General features: G+C 53.2%; 13 protein-coding genes. 9 read left to right on the forward strand and 4 right to left on the reverse strand.

What is annotated here, in order from left to right; translation table 11 throughout:
* From MKFW12EY_RS10040 to MKFW12EY_RS10055, 4 genes are read right to left on the reverse strand one after another with little or no spacing between them, the layout of a single operon-like run.
* Complete coding sequence (locus MKFW12EY_RS10040; protein WP_064021445.1) at positions 1 to 492, reverse strand: pilus assembly PilX family protein; 492 nt, start codon at positions 490 to 492, stop codon at positions 1 to 3.
* Positions 493 to 499: 7 nt separating this feature from the next.
* Positions 500 to 1,588 (reverse strand): PilW family protein, encoded by a 1,089-nt coding sequence (locus tag MKFW12EY_RS10045; RefSeq protein WP_221054593.1) that lies wholly within the window; start codon positions 1,586 to 1,588, stop codon positions 500 to 502.
* The gene (gene pilV / locus MKFW12EY_RS10050) at positions 1,585 to 2,079 is read right to left on the reverse strand and encodes a type IV pilus modification protein PilV (RefSeq protein WP_054760769.1); all 495 of its coding nucleotides are present in this window, start codon (positions 2,077 to 2,079) and stop codon (positions 1,585 to 1,587) included. The genes MKFW12EY_RS10045 and pilV overlap by 4 nt, the downstream gene beginning before the upstream one ends.
* Positions 2,064 to 2,681: a GspH/FimT family pseudopilin gene (locus tag MKFW12EY_RS10055; RefSeq protein ID WP_054760768.1), complete on the reverse strand. Its 618-nt coding sequence runs from the start codon at positions 2,679 to 2,681 to the stop codon at positions 2,064 to 2,066. The genes pilV and MKFW12EY_RS10055 overlap by 16 nt, the downstream gene beginning before the upstream one ends.
* Before the next feature lie 265 nt (positions 2,682 to 2,946).
* Here MKFW12EY_RS10055 and MKFW12EY_RS10060 point away from each other — a divergent pair, with 265 nt between their 5' ends.
* The 9 genes from MKFW12EY_RS10060 to cheD are packed head-to-tail and all read left to right on the forward strand — an operon-like array spanning position 2,947 to position 11,647.
* The gene (locus tag MKFW12EY_RS10060; RefSeq protein ID WP_096876742.1) at positions 2,947 to 3,309 is read left to right on the forward strand and encodes a response regulator; all 363 of its coding nucleotides are present in this window, start codon (positions 2,947 to 2,949) and stop codon (positions 3,307 to 3,309) included.
* A 40-nt stretch (positions 3,310 to 3,349) separates the two neighbouring features.
* Entirely contained in the window at positions 3,350 to 5,431 is a 2,082-nt protein-coding gene (locus tag MKFW12EY_RS10065; protein ID WP_221054473.1) for a chemotaxis protein CheA, read from the forward strand.
* Between the two features lie 43 nt (positions 5,432 to 5,474).
* Positions 5,475 to 5,963, forward strand: coding sequence for a chemotaxis protein CheW (locus MKFW12EY_RS10070; RefSeq protein ID WP_064021449.1), 489 nt, complete (start codon positions 5,475 to 5,477; stop codon positions 5,961 to 5,963).
* A 42-nt stretch (positions 5,964 to 6,005) separates the two neighbouring features.
* Complete coding sequence (locus MKFW12EY_RS10075; RefSeq protein ID WP_054760766.1) at positions 6,006 to 8,354, forward strand: methyl-accepting chemotaxis protein; 2,349 nt, start codon at positions 6,006 to 6,008, stop codon at positions 8,352 to 8,354.
* Positions 8,355 to 8,398: 44 nt separating this feature from the next.
* Positions 8,399 to 8,875 carry a chemotaxis protein CheW gene (locus tag MKFW12EY_RS10080; RefSeq protein ID WP_054760764.1) on the forward strand — a complete coding sequence of 159 codons (477 nt, stop codon included), beginning with the start codon at positions 8,399 to 8,401 and terminating at the stop codon, positions 8,873 to 8,875.
* Positions 8,872 to 9,633: a ParA family protein gene (locus tag MKFW12EY_RS10085; RefSeq protein WP_054760763.1), complete on the forward strand. Its 762-nt coding sequence runs from the start codon at positions 8,872 to 8,874 to the stop codon at positions 9,631 to 9,633. Before MKFW12EY_RS10080 ends, MKFW12EY_RS10085 begins: the two co-directional genes overlap by 4 nt.
* Complete coding sequence (locus MKFW12EY_RS10090) at positions 9,633 to 10,139, forward strand: STAS domain-containing protein (RefSeq protein ID WP_221054474.1); 507 nt, start codon at positions 9,633 to 9,635, stop codon at positions 10,137 to 10,139. The genes MKFW12EY_RS10085 and MKFW12EY_RS10090 overlap by 1 nt, the downstream gene beginning before the upstream one ends.
* A 36-nt stretch (positions 10,140 to 10,175) precedes the next feature.
* Positions 10,176 to 11,012, forward strand: a complete 837-nt coding sequence (locus MKFW12EY_RS10095; protein ID WP_054760758.1) for a CheR family methyltransferase — start codon at positions 10,176 to 10,178, stop codon at positions 11,010 to 11,012.
* Positions 11,009 to 11,647 carry a chemoreceptor glutamine deamidase CheD gene (gene cheD, locus MKFW12EY_RS10100; RefSeq protein WP_054760756.1) on the forward strand — a complete coding sequence of 213 codons (639 nt, stop codon included), beginning with the start codon at positions 11,009 to 11,011 and terminating at the stop codon, positions 11,645 to 11,647. Before MKFW12EY_RS10095 ends, cheD begins: the two co-directional genes overlap by 4 nt.
* Positions 11,648 to 11,654: the final 7 nt, after the last annotated feature.

Genomic DNA, 11,654 nt, shown 5'->3' on the forward strand with positions numbered 1-11,654 from the left:
TCAAGGACTTGGCGTGTAGCTAAACGCCGCCTGCAGAATGACTACTGCGCTGGTGTCTCCGCCCACAGCTCGGGCGGTGACGCGATAATGCTCAACTGTTCCGACGTCGGGCATTTTTTCAATTATGTAACGCGGATTCTCCGCTACGCCGCTTACTGTGAATGACTTGTAATTCGTCCAGTTGGCAATATTGCCCCAATAGCTGCTGTCGTTGGCGTGTGAAGGATTATTGACCAATCCTGCCGGCATTGTTCCGGTCCATGGCCCAACTCGCCATGTAGAAAGTGTATTGCCGGCGTTTTTCAACGCAGCTTCCGCGGCTTGAAAGGCCATATCCCGATTCCGAGTGTTCCCGGCCATACGCTCTTCCAGACCGCTGTTTTGAACGGCGTTGTTACCGATTAGCATCAATGCAACCAGAAAAATCAATGCGGTAAATAGAACAACCCCTTGCTGTTTGCCCGGATATCGGCTGTAGTGTAAGTGTTTCATCAAAGCCTCACAGGCGATTACGGATCGCAATGGTGGTAGTGAAGACTTTTCGCAACAGATTGTCTGCTGCTGTCGTGCTAGCTCCGTTGTAAGTGTAAGTTTGGGCTTGCGAGGTGATGCCTTTTTCGTCCTGGCGGGAGACCATCAGCAGACTGATGCGCAAGCCGAGCACTCTAGACCAGTCAGCCACGTTGTTGGCAGTGACGTAACTGTCTATGTTTTGGTCTGCCGGAACCGTGGTATCTACACCATAAGTGACTTGCATGTTTTCTACGCCGTCGATCAACTCTTCGGCTATTGTCTTTGCAGTTGGTGTGCCGCCGACAATTTCGGAACGCAGCCTTTCTCTGTACAACGCCGGTTCTCCGGCTGCGTTGGTGCGGATGTAATAGGTGTTGGCGCTTAATTCGAATACGCCGCTGTTTGCAGCAAAGGTTATAGCGGAACCCGGATTTGCGCAGTTGACCGGAGTCGGTATTACCCCTAACTCCGTAGTACAGTTACCGGGCGATATGCCGGTCTTGCCGTGAGTGACCGTGGTGCTCGTCACGGCGCTTGCCTGAAAGATGGCTGTGTTGGTCGTGCCGCTAATGATTAAAATGTCTCCAGCGCTGAAGGTATGCGCGGCACTCAGCGTAATAGTCGGCGGTACATGGCTGCTGACCGTCATTTCGGTCGCCTTGTCGGCCCGAATCACGCTGAACGAATCTCCGCGCAGGCGATCGCCGGCAGTCATGTCTGCCGGTAGGCTGTCTTCGTAGCCTCTGAGCGGCTGGGTCAACAATTTTTTGCTCCACCAAGTTGCTGATGAATTGGTAACGTCATTGCACTCTGAGGATGTGCAGGCGACATAGCCGGAAAAGCCTACCATTCTGATATCTCTATCCATCGCTTCGAAGGCGAAGCGGGCATTCTCTTGCATGCGCGACATCACTTCCTGTACTCGGAAACTTTGCCGGCTAGCCAGGAATATACTTGCAATGGCTCCGATTATTATCAAACCGATGGTTAATGCCACCATTAGCTCAATCAGCGTGACGCCCCTGCATTTAGAGCCGGTGCAAGAGTAGCGGTTATAATGAGAATAGCGGCTCATATCAGGCTACGGGTCGAAAAGCTGGTCACGACGCCATCGCCGTCTTCGTCCCACTGCACGTTGATGACCGCGGCTCCGGTATTGTTGACGGACAGGCTAGCGTCGCCGGCTGGTAGGACAGCACTGACGGTATTCTTCCAGTCGCCCAGATCGGAGCGTAACGCCGCGGCACAATTGGTCAAGGTGTTGGGAGCGTTCGGCGGAGCCGCACCGAATGCGACGTTGCAATTGCCGGTTATCGCAGTTGTGCGGTTTAGTCTGAGCCGTTCCAATACGTCGTTGGCTAAAAAGGTGGCTTGGCTCCGTAAAAAAGCGGAATTATTGTTTTTTACCGTTGTAGCCAACAATCCTGCGTAGCCGAGCAAACCGATTGCAACGATCAGCATTGTAACTAATACTTCGATCAAGCTGCTGCCCGACTGCCGCGCACAGTGCTGTTGACTCGATGCTGCAAACTGTTTTGTTGGGATAATCATCAGGGGTTGGTGCATGAACTGAGTTCGCTGGCTAAGTCGCTCTTTTCCGGTATGCCGTCGTTGTCGCTGTCCCGCCCTTGACCAACACGTCCGGTAGGCCCGATTACAACCAAGCGCGAAGTTCTGGGTTCCGGGATGTTGTTGCCGTCGTTATTGTCGCAAATCGCAAAGGAGCCTTGTGTATTGCTATCACCGGTCGGTTTGTAATGGATGTAATCAGTGAAACTGTTGGAGCGTAACGTGAAATTTGCCGGGAGTGCTTCGTAGACACGTAATACGCAATCTTCGTCCGATTCGCAAAGGTTACCGTCACCATCGTCGTTAAAGGTATTTTTGTTCGCATTGCTAGACCGATCCACATCGATAAATACTTGCCAGCCGTTTTCCCATTGGCTGCCGGTTTTCGCTGCAACGACGATTTGGCCGCGCTTTATCGCTTCGTTGCGGGTGTAGTTCAGCGCGGTAACTAGCTGGTTGGCGGTGGAGGTCAGACGACTGCTGCGGATCGCAGACGTAAAGCTGGGAATCGCCACCGCGGCCAGGATGCCGACGATGGCGACTACTATGATCAACTCTACGAGGGTAAAGCCGAGCAATGGCGCCGATTTGCTTTTCATTTTTCGGGGTGGCTCCAAAATGACAGGACGGCGGTTCGTCGAAACTTAATAAAACGGAGCTGAAGATAGCACAGTATTAAACAAAGTTATGAGAGCTGAAACAAAATTCGGCGGAGCCTCGCAAGATCGGATTTCAGTAACTACACTGTTAACCGAGCTTGGCTACAATTGCCTCGTCTCGGAATTGTCCTGGAGCTTGGCGCTCCGGCCAAAGCGGCAATTTCGACTACGTTTTTAACGAGTCTTAAAATTGGAGGAAATAATTGTGGCAACGATTCTTGCCGTAGACGATTCGGCATCGATGAGACAAATGGTGGCGTTTACCTTGAAGGGGGCTGGCTTCAGCGTGGTGGAGGCCGTCGATGGTGTGGACGCTTTGAATAAAGCCAAGGCACAGGCTTTCGATTGTGTGGTGACCGACGTCAATATGCCGAACAAAGACGGAATCGAATTGATCAGGGAATTGCGCGCGCTGCCCAACTACAAATTCACGCCGATGCTGATGTTAACCACCGAGGCCGGCGCGGATAAAAAACAACAGGGCAAGGATGCCGGCGCCACCGGATGGATCGTTAAGCCGTTCAATCCCGACCAGTTGCTGAAAACGATCAAGAAGGTAATGGGTTAAGTTTCCGTTAGCGTCGGGGCAGCAAATTCTGGGTGGTTGTATGACAATCGATATGGCGCAATTCCATCAGGTGTTCTTCGAGGAAAGTTTCGAAGGGCTGGATGCGATGGAATCCGGTTTGCTGCACATGGATATCGGCGACGTCGACGCCGAGGATATCAACACGATCTTTCGCGCCGCCCATTCGATAAAAGGTGGGAGCGGAACATTCGGCTTTACCGCGGTTTCGGATTTTACCCACGTCATGGAGACCTTGCTCGACGAGATGCGGGACGGCCGGCGCAAGGTTACCCAGCCGGCCGTCGATGTTTTGCTCGGCTCGGTGGATTGTTTACGCGACATGTTGCAGTCCATCCGCGACGGCGCGGAAATCGATCAAGCCACCGTCTCGGCGCACAAGTTGGCGCTGGACAATGAATTGCATAATCCCGGTGCCGAGACGAAGCCTGTCGCCGTGGCAGAGCCGTCGTCCGCCCGCCAGGCAGTGTCGAGCGATGCTGGCGAAGCATTGGAAATCAGCGGCTGGACGATCGCATTCAGCCCGCATCTGCATCTACTGAAAACCGGTAACGAACCGGTCAGGATGTTCAGAGAGTTGGCCGCTTTGGGGGAGTTGACGACCACGGTCGATTTACAAGGCTTGCCCAGCTTGTACGATCTCGATCCGGAAGAATGCCATCTGTCATGGAAATTGCAGGTGTCCGGAAATATTCCGGCCGGGGAAATCGACGAGATATTCGATTGGGTCGAAGACGACTGCGATTTGGCCAAACAGCCGAGCTATCGGGCGAACCGGCCGGCGGCGGCACCTGCGCAAGAAACGCATGGAACCGGCAGCGCTGCGGCCGATGCGGTTCCGGCAACTCAATCTGCAGAAAACGCAGCCGAAATCGAGAACCAGCCAACGGATGCGAAACCGGCTAAAAAGGAAGAGGCTAAAGCCGCCGGCAAAGGTTCCAGTTCGATTCGGGTCGATACCGCCAAGATCGACACCTTAATCAATATGGTCGGCGAATTAGTGATTACCCAATCGATGCTGAGCTTGTTGGGCGACCATTTCGAGATGAACAAGCTCGACCAGTTAAAAAACGGCCTGTCGCAGTTGGAACGCCATACCCGCGAGCTGCAGGAAAGCGTGATGAATATCCGGATGTTGCCGATCAGCTTCGTGTTCAGCCGCTTCCCGCGCTTGGCGCATGATATTAGCGCTAAGCTCGGTAAAAAAATCGAGCTGAAACTGGTTGGCGAGAATACCGAAGTGGATAAAACCGTGGTGGAGTTACTGAGCGATCCGTTGGTACACCTGGTTCGCAACAGTCTGGACCATGGCATCGAGCTGCCCGAAGTCCGCATCGCGGCCGGTAAGCCGGAAACCGGCACCGTTACGCTGGAGGCCTACCACCGCGGCGGCAACATCGTGATAGAAGTATCGGACGACGGCAAAGGATTGGATAAAGACAAGTTACGCGCCAAAGCCATTGAGAAAGGCTTGATCGATGCCGACGCCGTGCTGACCGAGAAACAAACCTACGAATTGATCTTCATGCCCGGCTTTTCGACGGCGGAAAAATTGACCGATATTTCCGGCCGCGGCGTCGGTATGGATGTGGTGCGGCGCAACATTCTGGCTTTGGGCGGCGATATCGAAATTTTATCCGAGTTGGGAAAGGGCTCGACCATTGCCATCCACTTGCCGCTGACGCTGGCGATCTTGGACGGCCAATCGATTGCCGTGGGTGACGAAACCTACATATTGCCGCTGGGCTCGATCATCGAATCGTTGCATATCAAGGAGGATAGGATTAACCGGGTGGCCGGCAAAGGCGAAGCCTTTTTGCTGCGTGGCCAATACCTGCCTATCGTCCGCATCCACGAGATTTTCAAAGTGCCAGGCGCCAAAACCACCAAGTTGACGGAAGGCCTGATCGTCGTCGTCGAAGGCCAAGGCGTACGCTGCGGCTTGTTTGTCGACGATTTACTCGGCCAGCAGCAAGTGGTGATCAAATCGCTCGAAGCCAATTACCGGCGTATCGAAGGCGTCTCCGGCGCGACCATCTTGGGCGACGGTTCGGTGGCGTTGATCCTGGATATACCGGGTTTGGTGCGCCTGGCTAACCAATAACCGGCGGCAGCACTGTCGAGCAGAACTTATCGAAATCAGCGATATGGAGCAGCAAGATTTGAAACAAGCCGAGAGCGATCTGCAATTTTTGAGTTTTACCCTGGGCCGGGAAGAATACGGTGTAGATATTCTGCGGGTGCAGGAAATCCGGAGCTGGGAACCGGTATCGAGGATTCCGAATGTGCCTGCCTACGAAAAAGGCGTGGTGAATTTGCGCGGCGCGATCGTGCCGATTATCGATTTGCGGGAGCGGTTCCAGTTGGGGCATAGCCCTTATACGCCGTTGACGGTGGTGGTGGTTTTGCAGGCCCGCGAGGCCGACAAGACCCGGATTATGGGAGTTGTGGTCGATTCGGTTTCCGATGTAGTGGATGTCAATCGAAAAAGCATTCAAAGCGCGCCTGATTTTGGCTCCAAAGTCAGTACCGAATTTATCAACGGTTTGGTTTCGGTCAACGACCGCATGGTCATGCTGCTGGATGTGGATAAATTATTAAAATTGGATGGCGTGGATGGTGAAGATGAAAGCTGAACAAAAAGCTGTTGACGGCTGGGCTGTACTGGAGGAAATGCAATGAAACTCAATCACCCTGTGACTGATCGCGAAGTTCTGATGAAGCCGGGTACCATTTTGGTCACCCGTACCAATCTGAAAGGCGTCATTACCTATGCCAACGATGCATTTATAGAGATCAGCGGCTTTAGCAAGGACGAACTGATCGGCTCCAACCATAACGTTGTCCGCCATCCGGACATGCCGTCCGCCGCTTTTGCCGATTTGTGGATGTGTTTGAAGAACGGCAAGCCCTGGACCGCTCCGGTCAAGAATCGCACCAAATCCGGCGATTATTATTGGGTGGAAGCCAATGTCACGCCGGTATTCAAAAACGGCAAAGTGCAGGAATATCTGTCGGTACGCTATGCGCCGTCGCGAGAGCAAATTGCTCAGGCCGAGTCGCTTTACGAAAAGCTCAATGCCAACAAGGCCAGCATGCGCCCGAAAGGCTTGGTGGCAGCTATTAAAAAAATTTCGGAAATCGGGTTTTGGAAAAAAGTCGCAATTATCTATCTGATCTTCCTGCTACCGACCTTAAACTCCATCTACGGCCACTATGTCGAGCAAAAGTATTTGGAGATGTCCTTGTTTTTGGGGCTTGCTACCTTTGCTTCGGTAATGGGATATATGCTAATCAACAGTGTCATTAATGCATTTGAGAAGGCGATAGGTATTTGCTACCGGATGGCCGATGAGCAGTTTCGCAACTCTATCGATCTGGATCGCGGCGACGAAATTGGCGATTTCTATCGGGCGTTGTACGGTATGCAGGTAAAACTGAATTCCGATTTGGCCTTCTCCAAACAAGTCGCCTCCGAAGCGATGCGGATCAAGCAAGCGCTGGATAATGTGCAATCCTGCGTGATGGTCGCCAATAACGATTTGGACATCATTTACATGAATAAAACCGTGTCGGAGATGTTTCAAAATGCACAGCAAGATATTCGCAAACAATTGCCGAAATTCGATGCCAGTAACCTGCTGGGCGCCAATATCGACCAATTCCACAAAAATCCGGGCCATCAGCGCCAACTGCTGGCAAATCTGAACGCCACCTTCAGCTCGGCGCTGGTGATCGGCGACAGGCACATGAATATCGTTGCCAATCCGGTCAGAAACGACGAAAAAGAGCGCATCGGCGTCGTGGTCGAGTGGTTGGACCGGACCCACGAAGTGAAAATCGAACAGGAAATTGCCGGTATCGTCGAGGCCGTGAAGGCCGGCGAATTGTCGAGCAGGATCGAACTGGCCGACAAACGCGGCTTTTTCGAAAAACTCAGCGAGGGCATCAACGAACTGACCGATGTGATCGAAAACGTGTTTCGCGATATCGGCAGTACCATGCAAAGCATGGCCGCGGGGGATCTGACCAACCGGATTACCAGCGAATACGAGGGCGTCTATTTGAATTGCAAAAATGATATCAATGCCACCATCGATAAACTGAACGAAATCTTCGGCCAGGTCAGCGAGTCGGCTCACTTCATTAACAATTCTTCGCAAGAGATTGCCAGCGGAAACAATAATTTATCGCAACGTGCCGAGCAGCAGGCGGCCAATCTGGAACAAACCGCGGCGAGCATGGAAGAGCTGACCAGTACGGTGAAAAACAATGCCGACAACGCCCAGCAAGCGAATTTGGTGGCCAACAACGCCAAGGAGTTGGCGGAAAAGGGCGGCAATGTCGTCAAAGCGGCCGTCTCGGCGATGCAGGAAATCAACGAAAGCAGCAACAAAATCGCCGACATTATCGGCGTGATAGACGAGATCGCATTCCAGACCAATTTGCTGGCATTGAACGCTTCGGTGGAAGCGGCCCGCGCCGGCGAACAAGGTCGAGGCTTCTCCGTGGTTGCTACCGAGGTCAGAAATCTGGCGCAGCGCAGCGCGACCGCCGCCAGAGAAAGTAAGGAATTAATTCAGAACAGTGTGCAAAAGGTTAGGGCCGGTACCGAGTTCGTCAACGAAACCGGTAAGGCGTTGACCGAAATCGTCGCCGGCGTTAAGAAAGTCGGCGACATTGTGGCCCAAATCGCTGACGCCAGCGTCGAGCAGTCTGCCGGCATCGGTCAAGTCAACCAAGCCGTAGCGCAGATGGACGAAATCACCCAGCAAAATGCCGCGTTGGCCGAAGAAGCCTCGGCGGCCAGTATATCCATGAGCGATTTGTCCACCAATATGGTGGAAATGCTGGCGTTTTTTAAGACCGAGAACAATGCCGGCCAACATCCGGTCGCGCAGCGCGGGCACGCTGCCGGCGCGATGCGAACGGAGCCGGCTCGCACCGTTTCGGCTCCGGTATCCAATAGCCAACCGGCATTTGTCGCGAGATCGAACGATATGGACGACGAATGGCAGGATTTTTGATCGGAGTCCGCGGCAGGTCGGTCTCTCCACAAGGAAAATAAGCCATGGCAACGAATAAACAGGTTGAACAGTTCCTGACGTTCGAGTTGGCCGGTGACGCTTACGGTATCGATATCTTGAAAGTCCAGGAAATCAGAGGCTGGGAACCGATCCGGAAAATTCCCAATGCTCCGGCTTTTGTCAAAGGCGCGCTGAATCTACGCGGAACGATTGTGCCGATTATCGATTTGCGCGAGCGGTTTCAGATGGAAAAAGCCGAGTATACGCCCGTTACCGTAGTGATCGTGTTGAGTATCGATACCGCGGCGGGTGCCAGCGTGATGGGCGTCGTGGCCGATACCGTTTCCGACGTATTGGATATCGATCCGGCGGATATAAAACAGGCGCCGAACTTGGGAACCAAAATCAACACCGAATACATGCGCGGCATGTATGTCGGAAAGAAGAATATGGTCATGCTATTGGATGTCGACAGGTTATTGAATCCTGAAGAGTTTATCGAGTTCGCCAGTTTGCAATGAAGGCGAAAATCATAGCCGTGCTGAATCAAAAAGGCGGCGTCGGGAAAACCACGACCTCGGTGAATCTGACCCACGCCTTGGCCAGGATGGGCAAAACGGTGACGGTAATCGATTTGGATCCGCAAAGCCATTTGGCGGTATCCCTCGGAGTCGTTGCGCCGCAGCAGGGCGGTATCGACGAAGTCATGCTGGCCGATTGCGGGTTGCAGGGCCGGTTGTTACCAGTAAGAAAGAATCTGAATCTAGTCGTTTCCGGACCGCGCTTGCAAGAAATCGAACAACTCAGCGAAGGCGGTTCCTGCCGCGGCGATTTACTGAAAAAGGCTTTGGTGTCGTGCCTGTTGGATCAGGATTTCGTTTTTATCGACTGTCCGCCGTCTTCCGGCGTGCTGGTGGCCAATGCCTTGTTCGCCGCCGACGAGATTTTGATTCCGATGACCTCCGACTATCTGGTGCTGCAGGGCTTGTCGCATTTAATGGGGACTATCAAGAAATTCGAAGCCGCATTGAAACGGCAATATCGATTCTCGCTGGTGATGTCCCGCTACATTCCGACGCGGCGCTTGTCCAGAGAGGTATTGGAATTGGTCAAAAGCTATTTTCCCGGCAAAGTACTGGCGACACCGATCCGCGAGACCGCGTTGCTGGCCGAATGCCCGAGTTTTGGCAAGACTATTTTTGAGTATCGTCCAGGCTGTCGCTCGGCGCGGGATTTCACCGAACTGGCCAAGGACTTTTTGGAAAATAGGGTGATGTAATGGCTGAGAACGGCGAGAACAGTTTAATTGGCTACGATCCGCTGGCCTGGATGAAGGCTGACGCTGGCGGCGAGCCAAGCGGCGTACCGGTGCCGGCTGTCGAGCCAGCCGGCAACATCGCATTGGAGCCGCAGTTACCGGATGGCGCCGGTAATGCCGATGCCGATGCAGAGTCCGTAGACTCAGCATCCGAGCCTGAGCCCCAGGCGGTCGGCAAAGGGACAGTGGTGTTGGAGCCTTTATCCAATATTCAGGGTGTCGCCAGCTTGCACCATACGTTGATGCAGATGTTGAACCAGTATGACGCGCTGGATATCGATGCTTCAGCGGTTACCAGCATCGATACCTCGACGCTGCAATTGTTGGTGGTGTTGAAATGTACCGCCGCCGGTTTACAAAAGGTGGTGGCGATCGATTTTCCGTCCGAGAAATTTGTCGAGGCTGCGCAGTTACTGGGCGTGTCGGAAATGCTGGAAGTCGATGCAGCCGTGTCCGGCTTTTTTTAAGCCGTTCCGGATCGGTTTAGCAAGTCTGCGCTCAACATGAAAGATAATATTCGCGAATTCGAATATACCCAGGCTGATTTCGATATTCTGCGAAAAATTTCCAATCAGCACTCGGGGATTTTGGTACCGGACGATAAGTTCGATATGTTTTATTCCCGGCTGGCGAAGCGGCTTAGGTTATTGGGGCTGGCTAGCTTCAAGGAATATTGCCAATATTTAACCGACCATCCCGCCGATGAATTTACCGAATTCATCAATTCCGTCACGACCAACCTGACTTCGTTCTTTCGGGAAAACCACCATTTCGAATATTTGACTGAAACGGTGGTGCCGGAGCTGTTGAAAAAGAAGGCTGCGGTAAGGCAGGTCAAAATCTGGTCGGCCGGGTGTTCGACCGGGGAGGAGCCTTACTCGTTGGCGATGGCGTTGAAGGAGAGTCTGCCGGCCGGTTGGGACCTGAAAATATTGGCCACCGATCTCGACACCAATGTGTTGGCAACGGCGGCCAATGGCGTTTACAGTGCCGATCGCGCCGCCGGCATTTCCGAGCAACGGCTGAAGCGCTGGTTTCAAAAAGGCCGCGGACGGCAAGCAAACAAGGTCAGAGTCAAGCCGGAATTGCGCGCGGCGGTCACGTTCAGACAACTGAACCTGATGCGGGACTGGCCGATGCGCGGCCGTTTCGATGTCATCTTTTGTCGAAACGTGCTGATTTACTTCGACCGGCAAACCAAAACCAAGCTCGCCGAACGCTATGCCAGCCTGCTCGAAACCGGCGGCTATCTTTTTATCGGCCATTCCGAATCGCTGCATCAGCTCGATACGGCCTTCGAACCCATCGGAAACACCATTTACCGGAAAACAGCCAAGTGAGTCTGACTCATACTTTAGTAAAACCGCCTATCGCCGGGTTCGAGGGGGTCAACCGCTACTGGGACCAAGAGAACCAAATCGTCGCCGCGAAATTGATGCCGGGCGACTATTACGTCACTAGCCAGGATGAAATGATCACGACGGTGCTCGGTTCCTGCGTCGCCGCTTGCATTCGCGATTGCGAAACCGGAATCGGCGGCATGAACCATTTCATGTTGCCGGAAACCAGCGATAGCCGGTTGAGCGCCCGCGATGAGGCTGTAGTGGGTAATGCATTGCGCTACGGCAACTATGCGATGGAGCACCTGATCAATACCATTCTGCAAAACGGCGGTAAACGGAAAAACCTGGAGGTCAAGTTGTTCGGCGGCGGCAAGATCATCGCTTCGCTGAGCAATGTCGGCGCCCGCAATGTGAAATTCGTCTTGGATTATGTCGATACCGAGGCGTTGAAGCTGGTTTCTCACGACTTGGGAGATATTTATCCGCGCAAAGTCAATTTCTTTCCGCGTAGCGGCCGCGTCAGAATGAAAAAGATCAAGGATCTGCATAACCAGACCATTTTCTTGCGCGAGAAACAATACAGTTACAGCATCAAGGACGCGCCGGTCGAAGGCAGCGTCGAGTTGTTTTAGGAGCGGG

This window comes from Methylomonas koyamae, assembly GCF_019669905.1.
Taxonomy (GTDB): Bacteria; Pseudomonadota; Gammaproteobacteria; order Methylococcales; family Methylomonadaceae; genus Methylomonas; species Methylomonas koyamae.

What these genes read in the sequence shown, in the direction of transcription:
- MKFW12EY_RS10070 (WP_064021449.1), top strand. Translation starts at nt 5,475, where the DNA reads ATGGAGCAGCAAGATTTGAAACAAGCCGAGAGCGATCTGCAATTTTTG.
- MKFW12EY_RS10085 (WP_054760763.1), top strand. Translation starts at nt 8,872, where the DNA reads ATGAAGGCGAAAATCATAGCCGTGCTGAATCAAAAAGGCGGCGTCGGG.
- MKFW12EY_RS10040 (WP_064021445.1), bottom strand. Translation starts at nt 492, where the DNA reads ATGAAACACTTACACTACAGCCGATATCCGGGCAAACAGCAAGGGGTT.
- MKFW12EY_RS10055 (WP_054760768.1), bottom strand. Translation starts at nt 2,681, where the DNA reads ATGAAAAGCAAATCGGCGCCATTGCTCGGCTTTACCCTCGTAGAGTTG.
- pilV (WP_054760769.1), bottom strand. Translation starts at nt 2,079, where the DNA reads ATGCACCAACCCCTGATGATTATCCCAACAAAACAGTTTGCAGCATCG.
- MKFW12EY_RS10095 (WP_054760758.1), top strand. Translation starts at nt 10,176, where the DNA reads ATGAAAGATAATATTCGCGAATTCGAATATACCCAGGCTGATTTCGAT.
- MKFW12EY_RS10045 (WP_221054593.1), bottom strand. Translation starts at nt 1,588, where the DNA reads ATGAGCCGCTATTCTCATTATAACCGCTACTCTTGCACCGGCTCTAAA.
- MKFW12EY_RS10075 (WP_054760766.1), top strand. Translation starts at nt 6,006, where the DNA reads ATGAAACTCAATCACCCTGTGACTGATCGCGAAGTTCTGATGAAGCCG.
- MKFW12EY_RS10090 (WP_221054474.1), top strand. Translation starts at nt 9,633, where the DNA reads ATGGCTGAGAACGGCGAGAACAGTTTAATTGGCTACGATCCGCTGGCC.
- MKFW12EY_RS10080 (WP_054760764.1), top strand. Translation starts at nt 8,399, where the DNA reads ATGGCAACGAATAAACAGGTTGAACAGTTCCTGACGTTCGAGTTGGCC.
- MKFW12EY_RS10065 (WP_221054473.1), top strand. Translation starts at nt 3,350, where the DNA reads ATGACAATCGATATGGCGCAATTCCATCAGGTGTTCTTCGAGGAAAGT.